We start from the raw sequence: 17,572 nt of genomic DNA, 5'->3' as shown, positions 1-17,572 counted from the left end.
GTAAACAATATATGAAAATTTATTATGTTGAAGATGAAAGAGATTTATCTGAGATTATAAGAAAATACTTAACAAGAGAAAACTATGATGTTACAGTATTTTATGATGGTGAAACAGCAATTAAACATGCTGCAGATACGGTCGATTTATGGATTTTAGATATCATGTTAACAGGTGAAGTCGATGGGTTTGATTTAATTAAAGCAATCAACCAATCCAATCCAGATGCAGCAATTATATTCACATCAGCAAGAGACCAAGCATTAGATAAGATTAAAGGTCTTGAATTAGGATCTGATGATTATCTTGCAAAACCATTTTCACCAAGAGAACTCATTTTAAGAGTTAAAGCAGTTCTAAAGAGAAAGAACTCTAGACCAGGTGTTATTTCTTATAGTGATTATTCTATTCAATTAGACTCCAGAGAAATCAGACACGGAGATAAACAAATAGAATTAACCAATAAAGAATTTGAAATGTTATTAGTATTCCTTAAGAATAAGCAACAACCCATTGAACGTACACTCTTACTAGAAACCATTTGGGGTAAAAACTATGTCGGTTCTGACCGTGTTGTTGATGACTTATTGAGAAGACTTCGTTCTAAAATGCCATTATTAAGAATAGAAACAATTTATGGGTACGGCTATAGACTATTATGAATCAATTGAAATTAACCACACAAATCAATATCATATTTTCATTTGTCACATTACTTGGTTGTGTGGTTTTTCTTTTTATCATCAACTTAACATTTGATAAAGCTTACGAAAATCAAAATAGAGCCTTTTTAACGAACTATTTTGAAGAAGTTAAGGGAAGTTACCAACCCAATTCAAATACCTTTAATTTTGATAATGAAACAGTTTATAATGATTATTTCGTTATTAAAGAAGGTGAAGTATTTGCATATTCTTACAACAATATTCCAGAACAAGAACTTAACTTACTCATGAATAAAATGATGCAAGAAAACTTTAAACCAGGTCAGCCATTTGACATTAAAAATATTCCTTATACACGTATGGATAATATTAGTTATATGGGACAAATTGTTAACCCAATAGGTCAACCTAAATATGGAATTTTTGTCATGTCAAACACACAACAATTCATCACGGATATGACAGGTAATATTCCTTTTTATACAACCATTGCATTCTTAAATATATTGGTGTTAGGTAATGTCATTATATGGCTTTGGAGTTCTCATACCGTTGGTAAACTAAAAGAACTACAAGAAAAAGTGGATCAAATGGTTTATGATGATTATCAAACAGAAGTAAGCATTGAAAATGCTGCTGAAGAAATTGTTTCTCTATCTAAGACGATTGATAATATGCGAGCAGAAATTAAAAGTTATGAAGAAACTAAGAAAGAAATGATTCAAAACTTAGGACATGACTTAAAAACTCCGATTGCAGTCATCAAGTCTTATGCAGAGGCTATTTTAGATGGTATAGAAGATAAAGAAGCAGCAGCTTTAATTATTAAACAATCGGATGTTCTAACTAAAAAGGTCCGACAAATTATTGAGTATCGTAAAATCGGATATATTGATGCTGAAGATCAATTTGAACTTACTTCATTTAAAGAAATTATTCATCAAGTGGTGAATCACTACAAATATATTACAGATAAAAAAATAATTTTAGATATTGATGAGGACTGGCAACATGTGATGGTTAAAGATGCATGTTATGTTGCAATATCAAATATTGTGGATAATGCAGTTCGTTATGTAAAAACTAAGATTATGATTCAATTAAAAAATAAAAAGCTCACCATCTTTAATGATGGAGAGCCTATAGAAGAAAATGTATTACCTAAAATATTTAAAGCATATGAAAAGGGTAGTAAAGGACAATTTGGTTTAGGTTTAGCAATCGTTAAAGAAACGATGGACAGATTTGGACTAAAGGTTTCTGTACAGAATCACGCAAATGGTGTCCTATTTACGATAGAGCTGCAATAATCATTGCTGCTCTTTTTTTATACCTTTCGGAATCTAGATTAGCCATATGGTTATTAAGTTTGAATTGTACTTCATCCTTTTGATATCTTGGAATTAAATGTACATGATAATGAAATACAGTTTGTCCTGCAACAGGACCATTATTATTAAGGATATTTAAACCCTTTAAATCAAATGCCTTCTTGAGTCCTAGACTTAATTTTTTAACAATCATAAACAGATGTGATATTACAGATTCAGGTACTTCAAATATAGAAGGATAGGGTTCTTTGGTTACAACAAGTGTATGTCCTTCTGTTGCTTGTGTAATATCCAGAAATGCAATCACTAATTCATCTTCATAGACAATATGTGCAGGAATTGTTCTTTCAATAATTTGTTCAAATATAGTTTTCATTTTAAATCCTTTCTAAGACTGATTTTTATTATATCTTCATTATATCAAAGGAATGCACTAAAATATTCACATATTCGATACGAAACACAGAGCTTAGGCCAAGAGTTTACTTGTATGTAATAACTTTAAGTGATATAATTTATATGAGTTATCAAGAAGGGTAGGAATAGCAAATGAAACAAATACCAGTAGGTATATCAGGACGTCACGTTCACGTAACAAAAGAACATTTAGAAATATTATTTGGTGAAGGGCATGAACTTAAAGTATTCAAAATGTTAAGTCAACCTGGCCAATATGCAGCTGAAGAAAAGGTAGATTTAGTATCTCCTGAAGGTAAGGTTTTAGAAGGTGTTAGAATTCTTGGACCAACCAGAAAAGAATCACAAGTAGAAATTTCTCAAAGTGATGCAATTCGTTATAAATTTGTTGCTCCTGTACGTTCTAGTGGTGATGTAGCTGGAAGTGGTGCATGTAAATTAGTTGGACCAAAGGGTGAAGTATCATTACCTTATGGAGTGATTATTGCAGATCGTCATATCCATTTTTCACTTGAAGAAGCAGCAGCTTTTGGTGTTTCTGATAGAGAAATGGTATCTATTAAAATTAATGGAACTAAACCGGGTATATTAGACAATGTATTATGTAGAGTGCATGCAAGCTTCAGATTAGACTGTCATTTAGATACAGATGATGGTGCAGCATTCATGCTTAAAAACGGCGACCTAGTCGAACTTGTTAAAAAATACGTTATTGTTGAGTAAAAATAAAAGTGGCTTAGGCCACTTTTATCAACTTATTAAAGGAACTTATGGAAAAGAAAATTAGACAACAGGTATTTAGAGATCCACTCTATGGATATGTCCATATTGATTATGATTTGATAACAGAGCTTATTGATACCTCTGTTTTTCAGCGTCTAAGAAGAATTAGACAATTATCAGGTGTTCATATGGTGTTTCATACTGCAGAGCACTCTAGATTTTCTCATTCATTAGGTGTTTATGAACTTGCACATAGATTTTTAACAATTGATGAAATTAAGAACAATTTAAATGAACGAGAACAATTGTTATTTTTAGTAAGTGCATTATTACATGATATTGGACATGGTGCATATTCACATGCATTTGAATATGTATTTAAAGTCAATCATGAAACGATTGGTGCAACCATTATAACCACACATCAAGAAATTAGAAGTATCTTAGATAAAGTGGATAGTGAATTTGCAAAAGATGTAGCAGGTATTATTTTAAAAGAAAAAAAATACCCACTCATTGAACAATTAATTTCCTCACAACTGGATATTGATCGTCTAGACTACTTAGAAAGAGATGCTTATTTTACAGGCGCAGCATATGGTCATATTGATTTAGATCGTTTGATGCGTGTAGTAGTAGTTAAAAATGGAAAATTAGCATTTAAAGCATCCGGAATACATGCGATTGAAAACTATTTAGTTGCAAGATATCATATGTACTGGCAAGTATATTATCATCCAAAAGCACGTTCATATGAAGTGATTCTTGAAAAGATATATTTAAGAATCAAAGAACTGATTCATCTAGACTATGATTTTAAACACGATGTATCGAGTTTAAAAACCATTTTAGATAATCCAAATGATATGTATGCTTATCTAGAGATTGATGATTATTATATGAATGGATTAATTGCTCACTTCCTTAAAACGGAAGATGAAATTTTAAGTGTCTTAGCACATGATTTTTTAAATCGTCATATTTGGGAATATATGGATGACAATTTAGAAAATCAAGAAAAAATCCATCAAGTAATAGAAAACAAACTACCCATCGATCAAAAATATTTCACATTAAAAACATCCGTTGAGCAAAGTGCTTATAGAGAAAATGAAACAAATTTAGGTGATCAAATATATATCTTAAATGAATCTGGTAAGGTTGTTACTTTATCGAGTTATTCATCCATTGTACACGCTTTAGTCAAATCTAGCATGAAGTCTGATCCTAAGTTTTTTTATAGAAAATGAATAAAGAAAAGTTTTATGTTGTAGAAGGTATACATGATGAGGCACACCTAAGACACATGATGCCAAACATTAAAACCATTTCTGTGGGTGGTTCTGAAATTAAGAAGGATGTACTTGAATTTCTAGTAAACTACCAAGATACGTTTGAATTTATATTAATATTTGACCCAGATTATGCTGGAGAACGTATTAGAAAAAAAGTATCAGCTGTTTTAAAAGAACCTATTCATTTATTTGTTGAAAGGCAAAGCGCAAGACAGAAAAATGGTAAAAAAATAGGTGTTGAACATGTGTCTTTAGATGAGTTAAAAGCGATTTTAAATGACGAAGTGGTAGAAAAAAAGAGTCCGGTAGTTTGGACACTTAAGGATTTAGTAGATCTTAAATTAACACACCATTTAGATGCAAAAAAACATAGAGATATACTTTCAAAAAAACTGAAATTAGGGCATGCGAATTCTAAAACATTGATTAAGCGATTAACATGGCTAGGAATTACTAAAGAAGCATGCAAGGAGATTATTGATGCATCAAGCTAAAAAGAAGTATGGACAAAACTTTTTAAGAGACACAAACCTCTTAAAAAAAATTGTCAATCAAGCGCAAATTAAAGATAAAAATGTTTTAGAGATAGGTCCGGGATTAGGCGCACTTACTCAATTTTTAGTTCATGATTCTAAAAAATATTTAGCATATGAAATTGATACGTCTTTAATGGATACATTAAAACCCTTTGAAAGTGATACATCAAGGTTTATATTTGAAGATTTCATGGAAACTGATTTAAGTTTTATGGAAAACTACTTTAAAGGTGAAGATATACATCTTGTAGGTAACCTACCTTACTACATTACAACACCGATTATCTTTAAATTTTTAGAAATTAAAGCACTTAAAACTGCAACCATTATGGTTCAAAAAGAAGTGGGAGACCGTATGGTCAGTAAACAAAATGTTAAAAGCTATAACGCATTTTCAGCAATCCTACAGTATTTTACAAAAGTCACGTTAGAAGTTTCTGTGAATAGAAAAATGTTTCATCCTGTACCCAATGTAGATTCATCGGTGATCAGGTTAGAAAAAATAGATAGAAACTTAGACGAAGAATTAGAAAAAAAATTCATTGAACTTACAAAAATAGTGTTCCAACATAAGAGAAAGACTGTTTTAAATAATCTTTCCACAGGCTATCTTGTTGATAAATCTGAAATTATGAAGGTCCTTCATCAAAATGGGATGGACGAATTTACAAGAGCAGAATCCCTTACAATTGAACAACTTATTGAACTTACTAAAACATGGATGCGAAAATAACGCGTCCTTTTCTAATTTTGCCCGAAAAATGTGAATGTAAGCGCTTGAAAATAATAAAAATGTGCTATAATGGGTTTAGTATCAAATCATCCAGGAGGGGCAAAATGAAAGTAACAGACGTGAGAGTAAGACTTGTAGCTAGTGAATCACGCTTAAAAGGTGTGGTAACTATTACATTTGAAGATGCTTTTGTAGTTCATGATATTCGCGTCATTGAAGGGGAAAACGGTATATTTGTTGCGATGCCAAGCAAGAAAATGCCAAATGGCGGCTTTAGAGATATCGCACATCCAATTCATCAAGAAATGCGTAAGCAAATCGAGGAAGCAATCATTAAAGCTTATCATGAAGCGCTTTTAAATCAAGTACCAGAAACCGTCGAAGATTAAAGGGTATTTTAAGGGATAAAGCACCTAAACCATATAAATGATTAAAAAAATATCAAGTTAGATATTTTTTTAGTGGTTATACAAGAACTAGAGCAATCTAGTTTTTATATAATATGAAGCATAGTAGGTGGAAATCTTTCATATAAGCAATCAAAATAAAGTATTTTAAGATTCAAATCTATCATTCATATTCTTTATAAAAAACACTTTTTTCCAAAAAAGTGATTTTACACTTCAATAGATTCATTTAGACTATAAATCATGTTATAATGAGATTAGTAAAAGTGAGGTATATACGATATGAATATTGATGATAAAAAAGCAAAATTATTTACACTTTCTGCCAATAAACCCCTTGCAGAGATGATTGCCAAAAGTGCAAGAATACCACTATCGAATGTTGAAGTTATTCGATTTGCTGATGGTGAGATTTCAACAAATATAGAAGAATCGGTTCGTGGAAACCATGTATTTGTTGTACAACCTACCAGTCAACCTGCAAATGATCACTTAATGGAAGTTTTGATTTTAACCGATGCACTTAAAAGAGCATCTGCAGCTTCCATTACCATAATTATGCCTTATTTTGGATACTCTAGACAAGACAGAAAAGTTAAGTCTAGACAACCGATTACAGCAAAATTAGTTGCTAATCTCTTAACGGTTTCAGGTGTTGACCGTATTGTAAGTATTGACTTACATGCTGCTCAAATTCAAGGTTTCTTTGATATTCCAATTGACAACTTTCCAGCAGCACCTTTACTTGCCTCATATTTTAGAAGAAAGAAATTAAATAATGTAGTTGTTGTATCACCGGACCACGGTGGTGTGACACGTGCAAGAGCGTTTGCCTCATTCTTTAATGCACCATTAGCAATTATTGATAAAAGACGTCCCGAACCTAATAAAGCAGAAGTTATGAATATTATTGGGGATGTTGAAAATGCAACATGTATCATGATTGATGACATTATTGACACAGGTGGTACATTAATTGCAGGTGCAAATGCACTGATAAAAGCAGGTGCTAAAGAAGTATATGCTGCAGCAACACATGGCGTATTTACCAATCAAGCAACAGATAGACTCAATGAATCCGTCATCAATGAAATTGTTATTACAGATACCATTTATTTAGACCCATCAAAAATGAGACCAAAAATTAAACAATTATCCATTGGTTCATTATTAGGGGAAGCAATTATTCATATTTTACATGATGAACCAATCTCACAAATATTTAACAGAATCCAAGAGGACAATCAATGAAATTGATAGTTGGATTAGGAAATCCAGGTATTGAGTATAGAGAAACTAGACACAATATCGGATTTATTACAATCGACAACTTATTAAATACATATCAATTGGAACTCAAAGTAGATCAAAAACTTAAATCAGCACTTGTAAAAACTAAAATAAACCAAGAAGATGTTATCATTGCTAAACCATTAACCTATATGAATTTATCAGGAGATGCGGTGAGCTTACTGATGAACTATTATAAAGTAGATATTAGCGATATATTGATAATATCCGATGATATTCAACTAGAAACCGGTCGTATGCGCTATAGAAAATCCGGTAGCCATGGTGGACAAAATGGTTTAAAAGATATTATCCTAAAATTATCTAGTAATCAATTCAAACGATTAAGAATTGGTATTGGTATGAAGACACATATCGATATGAAAGATTATGTTTTAGGTAAATTTACAAAACAAGAAAAAGAAGTTTTAGAACAAACCATCCAAAGAGCGGTAGAAAGTATCGACTTATGGATTAAAAATATGAGTTTCGATCAGATTATGACAAATTACAATACCCCCCAGGTGTAACCACCTGGGGCTTTCCCAGTTATAAAGAAGGTGTCTATATGCTTAACTTTTTAAATCCATTTTACAAAAATTCTAAATTAATAAATGTTTCTAAAGGAAAATTCAAACATACCAATCATGCATTTATTCAAATGATGATTGCTAAAAGATATCAAGACACATATCAGCATATGATTGTTGTTTTACCGAACCTTTATGAGGCTCAAAAATATTATGATGCATTAAGTCAATTAATTGGAGATGAGAATTGTTTATTTTATCCAAGTGATCAAACACTCACCTCCTTAATGGCACTAGGTTCTCCTGAGTTTAAAAATGAACGTTTATATACATTAAGAACCCTTTTAGATCATAAAAAATATTATGTAGTTGTGACAACCCAAGAAGGAGTATTAACCCGACAACTAAGTCCAATCGATTACGAAAAGAGTGTACTCACACTCAAACCAGGCGATCAATATCCATTAAATGAATTAACGAAAAAATTAATATATGATGGATATCAATTTAATTATACAGTTGAAAGACCAGGAGAATTTTCTATTCGAGGATCTATTGTTGATATTTTTACACATGATCATCAATATCCTTTTAGACTAGATTTTTTTGGAGATGAAATTGAATATATCAAAACATTTGATGTGATTTCTCAAAAATCTATTCAAAATGAATCTGTGATTACCATAGCACCTTTACATGAACTATTTTTTACAGATAAACAAAAGTTAGATGCTATGGAAAGAATCAATCAATATTTTGAATCATTTGAACTTTCTGAAAAAGAATTGAGTAAGTTTAATCAAGATATGATTTATTTAGAAGAAAGAAAGAAGTTAGATACATTAACACCTTATCTAAAGTTTTTTAATGAAGCAACAACAACCTTACTTGATTTTGCAGTCAGATATCAACTCTTTTTAGTAGAACCTTCTAAAATGCTTATTAATGAACAAACAACAATTTCTGATTTAAAAACATATAGTGAAACGATGGAGGGTTCAGTTTATAGTGAATTAACCAATCGTGCACCTTTAAACTATCTAATGGAAAAAGATTCGATTGAAATCGAAATCTTTAATCAACCATCCATATCCTATGAAGACTTATCAGTGATTGAAGTGGACCCACTTTTTGGATATTTAGAACAGCTCGTTATCTTTATGAATCAATATGCCGGGTATAAATTTGTTTTCGCACTTAATCAAAAAGTTTCTTACGAAAGATTGAAAGCATTTTTAGATGATCAACATATAGCCTACGATGAAGATGAATGGAAAAAGGAAAACTGTTTAATTGTTTTAGAAGAGGGATTAGGTTCTTTTATTGACTTAAAAGAAAAATTGATTCTTCTAAGCGAAGATATCATTTTCCACTCTAAAAAAAGAAACCGTATAAGATATCGCTCTGTTATTAATCAAAGTGTAAAAGTTAGAGATGTTTCTGAACTTCAAAATGGTGATTATGTTGTACATTATGATTTTGGTATTGGTCAATATATTGGATTAAAAACCATGAGTTTAAGTGGAGATAAAAGAGATTATTTGCACATCATTTATGATAACCAAGAAGCTTTATATGTACCAACCGATCAAATAGAATTGGTTTTAAAATATAGAAGCCATGATGATTTAACACCTAAACTTTCTAAATTAAGTTCTAAACAATGGAGTAAAACAAAGGCTAGTGTTCGAAAGAAAATTAAAGACTTGTCCGATCGTTTACTTAAACTTTATGCCTATAGAAACCAAGCTCAAGGATTTAGTTTTTCACCAGATAGTGAATTACTTGAACAATTTGAAAATGACTTTTTATATGAAGAAACACCAGATCAAAAAAAGGCAATCGACCTTGTTAAGCAAGATATGGAAAGCTCTAAACCTATGGATAGACTAGTTGCAGGGGATGTTGGGTTTGGTAAAACAGAAGTTGCTCTAAGAGCGGCATTTAAAGCAGTTTTAGATGCGAAACAAGTTGCTTATTTAGTACCAACAACTGTACTTGCAAGACAACACTACTACACCTTCAAAGAACGATTTGAAAAGTACGGGTCGAGTGTTGCTTTACTCTCAAGATTTGTTTCCAAGAAGGAACAAAACGAAACGCTTGAAAAACTAAAAAAAGGTTATATCGATGTTGTTATTGGAACACATCGATTATTAAGTGAAGATGTTAAGTTTAGAGATTTAGGATTATTCATTATTGATGAAGAACAAAGATTCGGTGTTGAACATAAAGAAAAAATTAAAGAGATTAAGGTCCATGTAGATACATTGACATTATCTGCAACACCAATACCTAGAACACTTCAAATGGCAATGTATGGGTTAAAAGATTTATCGATGATTGATACACCACCACTGAATCGATATCCTGTTCAAACCTATGTGGTTGAAAGACAAGATGCACTTATTAAGGAAGCTATTGAAAGAGAACTTGCAAGAGCAGGTCAAGTGTTTTATTTATTTAATCATACTGACCGTATGGAAAGCATGGTACTAAAACTTAATAAACTTGTTCCACAAGCAAGAATCGCTTTTGCTCATGGGAAAATGAGCAAACAAAAATTAGAAGATGTACTTGAAAGTTTTATTGAAAAAGAGTTTGATATTTTAGTTTCAACAACCATTATTGAAACAGGTGTGGATATTCCTAATACGAATACATTGATCATTCATGAAGCTGATAAACTAGGTCTTGCTCAATTATACCAGTTAAGAGGAAGAGTTGGACGTAGTGACCGTATTGCTTATGCCTATTTAATGTTTGATGCATATAAGAACATTAACGATGAGGCAAGAAAACGATTATCTGTCATTGAAGATTTCACAGATTTAGGATCCGGATTTAAAATTGCATTAAGAGATTTGAACATTCGTGGTGCTGGAGATTTACTAGGGGATGAACAATCTGGATTCATTGATTCTGTGGGTATGGATTTATATATGAAGTTACTGAATGAAGTTATGGAAGGAATCACTGAGGAACCACCTAAAAAGGAAGTGGTGGATCAAGTGTTTTCTCAAAGACATATTCCAGATACTTATATACAACATGACCCTGTTCGAATAGAAATTCATAAAAGAATTGCATCACTCAGCTCGATTGAGGATTTAGAGAATTTAAAATTAGAATTAATCGACCGATTTGGTGAAATGGATATTGATGTATTAATTTATATGTATGAGAAACTATTCAAAAAATTAGGATCTAAAATCGGTATTGAAAAAACTGTACAACAAAAGGATTCTGTTAAACTCATGTTGTCTCTAGAAAAAAGCGAAATTCTAGATGGTATGAAATTATTGTATGTAGCGTCTCGATTTAAAACAAAGGTTACACTTGCAACATTTAAAGGTCATGTCGAAATAAATATTATAACTAAAGATATCGAAAAACATTGGTTATATATTGCATGTGAATTATTAGAAGCATACTTAACATTTGAAGGAGAATATAAAACATGAAACATATTGGCGTAATTTCAAGAGGTATTAAAACACCTATTATTAAAGAAGGTGATGATTTATCAACGATTGTTGTTGAATCTTTGATGAATGCATCCAATGAAGATGGATTTCAAATAGATGATCAAGACATTATTGCAGTAACAGAAGCGGTTGTAGGTATTAGTCAAGGTAAATATGCAAGTCTAGACGATATTGCAAGTGATGTTTCATCCAAGTTTAAAACAAGACACTTAGGGCTGGTATATCCAATTCTTTCAAGAAATAGATTTTCTAGTCTATTAAGAGCATTCGCACGAGCGATGGATGAAATAACCATTCAGTTAAGTTATCCTAAGGATGAAGTTGGAAATAGTATTATGATGGATTCAGACATAGAAAGACTTCATATTAATCCGTTTACAGATGTGATTACCTATGCAACCTATCAACAAGAAATGAGTCATTTTAAACATCCTTTTACAGGTGTTAATATGGTTGCATATTATAAAGAAGTTGTTGAAGGTGAAGGATGTAAAGTAAACTTTATATTTTCTAATCAGCCAAAAGAAATATTAAATTATACAAAAGAAGTATTGGTATGTGATATCCATACACGCCATAAAACGAAACAAACTCTCTTAAAAGAATTCCCCTTAACAGTACTTTCATTAGATCAGTTGATGAATGATCCTGGTAAATTTAGAGCAATAAACCAGACATTTGGCTTGTATGGGTCAAATGCTGCAACCAAAGAAACCGTTAAATTATTTCCTGATATGGAAGAACCAATCGTTTATACCATTCAACAAAAAATATATGAGTTAACAGGTAAACATGTTGAAGTGATGATTTATGGTGACGGTGCATTTAAAGACCCAGTTGGAGAAATTTGGGAATTAGCTGACCCAGTTGTAAGTCCATCTTATACAAAGGGATTAGAAGGTTCTCCAAATGAGTTAAAACTAAAATACATTTCAGATGATTTATTTAAAGATTTACGTGGGGATGCACTACGACAAGCAGTTATTGACGAGGTAAGAAAAAAATCAAATCAAGCAACAGATGATTCTAAGCTTGGAACAACGCCAAGAAGATATGTAGACTTAATAGGTTCACTCTGTGACTTAATGAGTGGTAGTGGAGACCGAGGTACGCCGGTTGTATATATTAAGAACTATTTTAAAAATATTGCAGATGAATCCTAAATAAATAAGGTAAAGTTTTTTAAAGTAGATGTAAATACATGATAAAATAGAAGTTGGTTTTAAAAACCAATTTCTATTTTTTTTATCTGGAGGGTTTATGAAGAATATTGTTGTTGTAGGATCACAATGGGGCGATGAGGGAAAAGGAAAGATTACAGATTTTCTTGCTCAAGATGCAGATATTGTTGTTAGGTATCAAGGTGGAAATAATGCAGGACATACTGTATATGTAGATGGTGTGAAATATGCATTTCATTTACTACCTTCTGGGATTTTAAACCCTAAATGTATGAATGTACTTGCAAACGGTATGGTTATACATCCTGGGGCATTAATGACAGAATTAAAACAACTGAACCGTCCATACCAGTTATTTATCTCAGATCGAAGTCATGTTATTTTTCCACATCATATTGAGATGGATATTGAAAATGAGATTCAAGATAAAATAGGTACAACTAAAAAAGGAATTGGTCCTGCATATAGCGATAAATCTAGACGTAAAGGTGTTCGAATGATTGATTTTATCGGAAGAGATAGATTATCAATCATTCGAGAAAAGATGGAGTTACTTAAGGTTAGTCAGGAAGAAAAAGAAATTTTAATTAAAGACTATTTAGCATATAGTGATTTTTTAAAACCTATGGTAACAGATACATCAAGATTATTAAATGAACATATCCATACAAAAAAAGTATTATTTGAAGGAGCACAAGGTGTGATGCTTTGTCTAGACCATGGTACCTATCCATTTGTCACATCCTCATCACCCACAGCAGCATCGGTTCCTTTAAATACAGGATTGGCACCATGGTTGATCAAAGGGGCAATCGGTGTAACTAAAGCATATACCACTAGAGTCGGTGAAGGTCCATTTCCTAGTGAAATCAGTGGTACTTTAGCGCATGAAATTAGAGAAAGAGGTCACGAATATGGTACTACAACCAAACGTCCAAGACGTATTGGTTGGTTAGATTTAGTCGTGATTAATTATGCTAAAAGAGTCTCTGGTTTATCATATTTAGCTGTAACATTATTGGATGTATTATCAGGTGTTGAATCGATTAATGTCGTTACCCATTATGAATTAGATGGTAAAAGAATCGATGATATACCTGCAGATTTTAATGACTTTAAACGTGTTGAACCTGTCTATCTGACACTAAAGGGTTGGAATGAAGATATTACGAAGGTGACATCTTTTGATGAGTTACCGGATGCGTGTAAAGCGTATTTAAATACAATCGAGAAACTTACCGCTACAGAGGTTGCAATATTTTCAGTAGGACCAGAAAGAAACCAAACCATCTTACGAAAATCGGTATTATAAGGAGGCTTTATGGGTAAAATTGATATTTTAAAAATAGCACGTATCGCACAAGAACAAAAAAAGATCAATCCATCGATTATTGATGCAACCATCGGTATGTTTTATAATGATGAAAGAAAATTAATTATACCAATGGTAGAAGAAGCATTTCACCAGTTAAATGTTTTTGAGACATTTAAATATGGTGCAACAGATGGTGGGAAAATCTTTGAGGATAATGTCATTTCATGGGTGCTGGATGAAAAATTAGAACTGCTTAAAGAAAAATACTTAATTACAGGATTATCTACACCTGGAGGAAGTGGTGCATTATCACTTATCTTTAATAGTTATGGTAAACCAGGTGAAAAGGTTTTAGTATCAGATTTAAGATGGCGTTATGACTATTTTATTAAATCAGCTAAAATGGATGTTCATGAACATCGATTATTTTTAAATGGTGCATTTGACTTAGTGGATTTAGAAAAACAATTAACCATGCTTTCAAAAAATCAAAAACGTATTATTTTCGTTTTAAACGATCCGTGCCATAATCCAACAGGTTATCAGTTAACGGATTTTGAATGGATGGGGTTAATCGATGTATTGAATAAGTTTAGCCAAAATGAAATTATCCTTGCTTATGATATTGCATATTTTGACTATAATCCACTAGGATTTAAAGAAGCAAGAAAACCTTTTGAATACTTATTAAAGTTAAAATCACATGTACAAGTTTTAATTTGTTTTAGTGCATCTAAATCATTTGCAATATACGGCGTGAGATTAGGTGGATTAATTGGATTACATCCAACTGAAGAAGGATATAAATACTTTAAAAAATTTGTTGTAGATGATGCACTTGGTAAATGGAGTACAGCACCTTCTGTGGGTGTTGGTATATTTAATGCACTTTCAACCAAGAAAGATCAATATATTGAAGAGCTCAATAAACTGACGTATACATTAAAGGTTAGAGGCGATATTTTTGTAGAAGAAGCTAAAAATGCTCAACTCAATATTTATCCTTATAGCGGAGGATTCTTCGTTTTAGTTCATTCTAAAGACCCTGAAAGAGACTATGAATTATTGGTTCAAAAGGGTATTTATTTAATTCCTATGGAAACAGGCTTACGTATTGCAATCTGTGGTATTACAACAAATGAAGTTTATGGCTTAGCTGCAAAAATAAAGAAAATTATTGGTGAATCAAATGACTGAACTTAAACGCATGTTAAGTGGAAAACTTTACATGGCAAATGATGAAAAACTTAAAAGTATCAGAAAACAAATGCTAGAAAAATTACATGTATATAATCACTTAGATTATTTAGAAGATCAAAAAAGAGATGTGTTAATTAAAGAGATACTTGGTGGACATCAAGATACTTTGAAAATCACACCACCTGTCTATTTTGATTATGGAAAAAACACTTATGTAGGTAAAGATTTCTATGCCAATGCAGACTGTATCTTTTTAGATGTTAATAAAATAATTATCAAAGATAGAGTCATGTTAGGACCAAGAGTTAGTTTGTTAACAGCAACACATCCAATTGATGCAGGTGTTCGTGCAACTCAACTTGAATACGGATTACCTATAGTCATTGAAGATGACTGCTGGATTGGTGGGATGGTTGTAGTTAATCCTGGTGTAACCATTGGTGCAAGATCCATTATTGGTTCAGGTAGTGTTGTAACAAAGGATATACCAAGTGATGTGATTGCAGTCGGAAATCCATGTAGAGTTTTAAGAAAAATTACAGAAGCAGACAAAATCTATTGGGAAGCTCAAAAATTAGCCTATGAAAACAACATATAAAATACTCTTTGTCGTCCACATCATTGGAATCATTTTAAGTGTGATGTGCTTAGGTGTATATGTACTCAGTCACTTCAATCGCATGATTGAAGTACAAAGAGCATTTTCTGTCGTTTTATTGTATTTTAATTTCTTGTTTGGATTATGTTGTGTCATTCCTGTTATTTTAAAGTTAACTATATTTAAACATATAGAAGTGTCTAAGAAGTATCAACTTTCTTATATGTATTATATGGTAATTACATTAATGATCATGATGTTATTACCCCTTCTTGAAACCTATATATTTATAGCGATTTAATTATATAAAACACATTGAATATAATTCTCTCAAAGTAGACATATAAAATAAGTAATTATTTTTACATGTTTATGGAAATGAATGATAATTGGAACTCTTCTAATAGATAAATTGATTATGATGCATATGCATCAATCTTTGGTGGGGGAACTTTTGGAACCTTTTTAAAAGTTTACAAATAAATGAGGTGCAAAAATGAATAAATTTTTACTAAGTATTTCTTTACTAACTTTGACAATGATACTTTTTAGTTGTGATGTAAAACCCACAAGAGTATATTCTATTGGTGACACAAGAACTACCTCAAATTATGATATTACTTTATCAGACGTTGAAGCAATTGTGATAGATGATTACTATCAAATTACCATTACATTTAGTATAACTAATGTAGCGGAGGAATTACCATTTGATTCTAGTCTATTTTCTGTAACAAAATACGGTAATGTATATTCAATTGATGTAGAAAAGACATTAGAACTCAACGGTCAACCATTGGAGGGGATGTTCTTTACACCTGTTAAATTAGTTTTTTCAAATATTCCTATTGGAAATGAGTTAGATATTATGATAAATGCAAATGATGCCATTTTTTATGTATAATAATAAGTGATTACAATAAACTGATTATATTGAGTGATAACAATTTTCATGTTAATAATGAACCTATGATAAATGCGTTAATTTTGGCATCTATCATCACACTGAACTTGACAATAACTTTTATCCCAAAAATGGAATTGTCTTATAAGAAGCCAATTGAGTACTTAAAAATTTAAAAACAGGAGAATTATCATGGAAGAAGTAAAACCAACAACAGGTATAAAAAGACGCACTAAATATATAATTGGTATTACCATTTTAGTTATAATTTTATTGATTGCTGTGGTAAGTATATTAATAAGAGATCATCTAGCCACACTAAATTCCGATGAAGATTTTGTTAAACATCATTTGATGTATTTAGATGAAGGTGCATCAGATATATCTTTCATTGAAGCAACTCTATACATTAATGAAAATGAAACGTATTTAGAAATTGTTTATGACTATCATTATCAAGATATAGATCAAACAACAAGATATTTGGTCAATAAACAAAGTGGTCAATTTGTTAATGGTGGATATGAAGATAACTATCCTGAATTTATGAATAAATTCAACGATATAAAATCAAATTATGAACATAAAATAGTATATTCAACCGAGGATATCCATAGACTTCTAGGCAAATGAATCATTTATATTGTAAATATTTTTATAATCATATAGAAATCAAAAATAAAAAATAAAATAAGCATATACCAAACGGTATACGCTTATATATTTATAAACATTTGTAATCAGCAAAACTTATTTTTTGCCAGCAGGTTTTTTAGGAGCTGGAGCTTCTTTTTTAGGAGCTGGTTTAACTGGAGCAGCCATATATTTAAATCCCCTTTCTAGATGTTTTTGATAGGTCAAATAAATGCGAGTCAATGGTTACTTCTCCACAGAAACAAACAAGCATTCATCATAAGAGAAATTGTTATAAACAAGTACAATTTCCTATTTCATTTATA

Annotated in this window: 18 protein-coding genes; 17 read left to right on the top strand and 1 reads right to left on the bottom strand. The window is 31.2% G+C overall.

Annotated features, from left to right (window positions below; all coding sequences use genetic code 11):
* Positions 1 to 11 precede the first annotated feature (11 nt).
* Positions 12 to 662 carry a response regulator transcription factor gene (locus B5X49_RS07055; protein WP_045749921.1) on the top strand — a complete coding sequence of 217 codons (651 nt, stop codon included), beginning with the start codon at positions 12 to 14 and terminating at the stop codon, positions 660 to 662.
* Positions 659 to 1,975, top strand: a complete 1,317-nt coding sequence (locus tag B5X49_RS07050; RefSeq protein ID WP_045749920.1) for a sensor histidine kinase — start codon at positions 659 to 661, stop codon at positions 1,973 to 1,975. Before B5X49_RS07055 ends, B5X49_RS07050 begins: the two co-directional genes overlap by 4 nt.
* Here B5X49_RS07050 and B5X49_RS07045 read toward each other — a convergent pair.
* Complete coding sequence (locus B5X49_RS07045; protein WP_045749919.1) at positions 1,956 to 2,372, bottom strand: HIT family protein; 417 nt, start codon at positions 2,370 to 2,372, stop codon at positions 1,956 to 1,958. The two genes, B5X49_RS07050 and B5X49_RS07045, sit on opposite strands and share 20 nt — an antisense overlap.
* 173 nt (positions 2,373 to 2,545) lie before the next feature.
* Here B5X49_RS07045 and B5X49_RS07040 point away from each other — a divergent pair, with 173 nt between their 5' ends.
* The 15 genes from B5X49_RS07040 (at position 2,546) to B5X49_RS06975 (ending at position 17,246) form a co-directional block, all read left to right on the top strand.
* Entirely contained in the window at positions 2,546 to 3,136 is a 591-nt protein-coding gene (locus tag B5X49_RS07040; RefSeq protein ID WP_045749918.1) for a phosphate propanoyltransferase, read from the top strand.
* Between the two features lie 47 nt (positions 3,137 to 3,183).
* A complete protein-coding gene (locus B5X49_RS07035) occupies positions 3,184 to 4,386 on the top strand; it encodes an HD domain-containing protein (RefSeq protein ID WP_045749917.1) in 1,203 nt (400 codons plus the stop codon).
* Positions 4,383 to 4,925: a ribonuclease M5 gene (locus B5X49_RS07030; RefSeq protein WP_045749916.1), complete on the top strand. Its 543-nt coding sequence runs from the start codon at positions 4,383 to 4,385 to the stop codon at positions 4,923 to 4,925. Before B5X49_RS07035 ends, B5X49_RS07030 begins: the two co-directional genes overlap by 4 nt.
* Complete coding sequence (gene rsmA, locus B5X49_RS07025; protein ID WP_045749915.1) at positions 4,912 to 5,700, top strand: 16S rRNA (adenine(1518)-N(6)/adenine(1519)-N(6))-dimethyltransferase RsmA; 789 nt, start codon at positions 4,912 to 4,914, stop codon at positions 5,698 to 5,700. Before B5X49_RS07030 ends, rsmA begins: the two co-directional genes overlap by 14 nt.
* A 104-nt stretch (positions 5,701 to 5,804) precedes the next feature.
* On the top strand, positions 5,805 to 6,089 hold the full coding sequence (spoVG, locus tag B5X49_RS07020; protein WP_045749914.1) for a septation regulator SpoVG: 285 nt from the start codon (positions 5,805 to 5,807) through the stop codon (positions 6,087 to 6,089).
* 300 nt (positions 6,090 to 6,389) lie between these two features.
* Complete coding sequence (locus B5X49_RS07015) at positions 6,390 to 7,358, top strand: ribose-phosphate diphosphokinase (protein WP_045749913.1); 969 nt, start codon at positions 6,390 to 6,392, stop codon at positions 7,356 to 7,358.
* Complete coding sequence (pth, locus tag B5X49_RS07010; protein ID WP_045749912.1) at positions 7,355 to 7,927, top strand: aminoacyl-tRNA hydrolase; 573 nt, start codon at positions 7,355 to 7,357, stop codon at positions 7,925 to 7,927. Before B5X49_RS07015 ends, pth begins: the two co-directional genes overlap by 4 nt.
* 38 nt (positions 7,928 to 7,965) lie before the next feature.
* Positions 7,966 to 11,391: a transcription-repair coupling factor gene (gene mfd / locus B5X49_RS07005; protein ID WP_052670138.1), complete on the top strand. Its 3,426-nt coding sequence runs from the start codon at positions 7,966 to 7,968 to the stop codon at positions 11,389 to 11,391.
* Entirely contained in the window at positions 11,388 to 12,578 is a 1,191-nt protein-coding gene (locus B5X49_RS07000; RefSeq protein WP_045749911.1) for a coenzyme F420-0:L-glutamate ligase, read from the top strand. The genes mfd and B5X49_RS07000 overlap by 4 nt, the downstream gene beginning before the upstream one ends.
* A gap of 97 nt (positions 12,579 to 12,675) precedes the next feature.
* Positions 12,676 to 13,908, top strand: a complete 1,233-nt coding sequence (locus B5X49_RS06995) for an adenylosuccinate synthase (RefSeq protein ID WP_045749910.1) — start codon at positions 12,676 to 12,678, stop codon at positions 13,906 to 13,908.
* A 9-nt stretch (positions 13,909 to 13,917) separates the two neighbouring features.
* On the top strand, positions 13,918 to 15,108 hold the full coding sequence (locus B5X49_RS06990) for a pyridoxal phosphate-dependent aminotransferase (protein ID WP_045749909.1): 1,191 nt from the start codon (positions 13,918 to 13,920) through the stop codon (positions 15,106 to 15,108).
* Positions 15,101 to 15,709: a sugar O-acetyltransferase gene (locus B5X49_RS06985; RefSeq protein ID WP_045749908.1), complete on the top strand. Its 609-nt coding sequence runs from the start codon at positions 15,101 to 15,103 to the stop codon at positions 15,707 to 15,709. The genes B5X49_RS06990 and B5X49_RS06985 overlap by 8 nt, the downstream gene beginning before the upstream one ends.
* Positions 15,693 to 16,010: a hypothetical protein gene (locus tag B5X49_RS07640; RefSeq protein ID WP_045749907.1), complete on the top strand. Its 318-nt coding sequence runs from the start codon at positions 15,693 to 15,695 to the stop codon at positions 16,008 to 16,010. Before B5X49_RS06985 ends, B5X49_RS07640 begins: the two co-directional genes overlap by 17 nt.
* A gap of 195 nt (positions 16,011 to 16,205) precedes the next feature.
* On the top strand, positions 16,206 to 16,613 hold the full coding sequence (locus B5X49_RS06980) for a hypothetical protein (RefSeq protein ID WP_045749906.1): 408 nt from the start codon (positions 16,206 to 16,208) through the stop codon (positions 16,611 to 16,613).
* A 192-nt stretch (positions 16,614 to 16,805) separates the two neighbouring features.
* Positions 16,806 to 17,246, top strand: a complete 441-nt coding sequence (locus tag B5X49_RS06975; RefSeq protein ID WP_045749905.1) for a hypothetical protein — start codon at positions 16,806 to 16,808, stop codon at positions 17,244 to 17,246.
* Positions 17,247 to 17,572: the final 326 nt, after the last annotated feature.

The organism is Acholeplasma oculi (assembly GCF_900166985.1).
Lineage (GTDB): Bacteria > Bacillota_I > Bacilli_A > Acholeplasmatales > Acholeplasmataceae > Acholeplasma > Acholeplasma oculi.
This window is presented reverse-complemented; position numbering and strand designations above follow the sequence as displayed.

Excerpts from the sequence above, each read along its gene's own strand:
- B5X49_RS07055 (WP_045749921.1), top strand. The coding sequence starts at position 12 with ATGAAAATTTATTATGTTGAAGATGAAAGAGATTTATCTGAGATTATA.
- B5X49_RS07050 (WP_045749920.1), top strand. The coding sequence starts at position 659 with ATGAATCAATTGAAATTAACCACACAAATCAATATCATATTTTCATTT.
- B5X49_RS07045 (WP_045749919.1), bottom strand. The coding sequence starts at position 2,372 with ATGAAAACTATATTTGAACAAATTATTGAAAGAACAATTCCTGCACAT.
- B5X49_RS07040 (WP_045749918.1), top strand. The coding sequence starts at position 2,546 with ATGAAACAAATACCAGTAGGTATATCAGGACGTCACGTTCACGTAACA.
- B5X49_RS07035 (WP_045749917.1), top strand. The coding sequence starts at position 3,184 with ATGGAAAAGAAAATTAGACAACAGGTATTTAGAGATCCACTCTATGGA.
- B5X49_RS07030 (WP_045749916.1), top strand. The coding sequence starts at position 4,383 with ATGAATAAAGAAAAGTTTTATGTTGTAGAAGGTATACATGATGAGGCA.
- rsmA (WP_045749915.1), top strand. The coding sequence starts at position 4,912 with ATGCATCAAGCTAAAAAGAAGTATGGACAAAACTTTTTAAGAGACACA.
- spoVG (WP_045749914.1), top strand. The coding sequence starts at position 5,805 with ATGAAAGTAACAGACGTGAGAGTAAGACTTGTAGCTAGTGAATCACGC.
- B5X49_RS07015 (WP_045749913.1), top strand. The coding sequence starts at position 6,390 with ATGAATATTGATGATAAAAAAGCAAAATTATTTACACTTTCTGCCAAT.
- pth (WP_045749912.1), top strand. The coding sequence starts at position 7,355 with ATGAAATTGATAGTTGGATTAGGAAATCCAGGTATTGAGTATAGAGAA.
- mfd (WP_052670138.1), top strand. The coding sequence starts at position 7,966 with ATGCTTAACTTTTTAAATCCATTTTACAAAAATTCTAAATTAATAAAT.
- B5X49_RS07000 (WP_045749911.1), top strand. The coding sequence starts at position 11,388 with ATGAAACATATTGGCGTAATTTCAAGAGGTATTAAAACACCTATTATT.
- B5X49_RS06995 (WP_045749910.1), top strand. The coding sequence starts at position 12,676 with ATGAAGAATATTGTTGTTGTAGGATCACAATGGGGCGATGAGGGAAAA.
- B5X49_RS06990 (WP_045749909.1), top strand. The coding sequence starts at position 13,918 with ATGGGTAAAATTGATATTTTAAAAATAGCACGTATCGCACAAGAACAA.
- B5X49_RS06985 (WP_045749908.1), top strand. The coding sequence starts at position 15,101 with ATGACTGAACTTAAACGCATGTTAAGTGGAAAACTTTACATGGCAAAT.
- B5X49_RS07640 (WP_045749907.1), top strand. The coding sequence starts at position 15,693 with ATGAAAACAACATATAAAATACTCTTTGTCGTCCACATCATTGGAATC.
- B5X49_RS06980 (WP_045749906.1), top strand. The coding sequence starts at position 16,206 with ATGAATAAATTTTTACTAAGTATTTCTTTACTAACTTTGACAATGATA.
- B5X49_RS06975 (WP_045749905.1), top strand. The coding sequence starts at position 16,806 with ATGGAAGAAGTAAAACCAACAACAGGTATAAAAAGACGCACTAAATAT.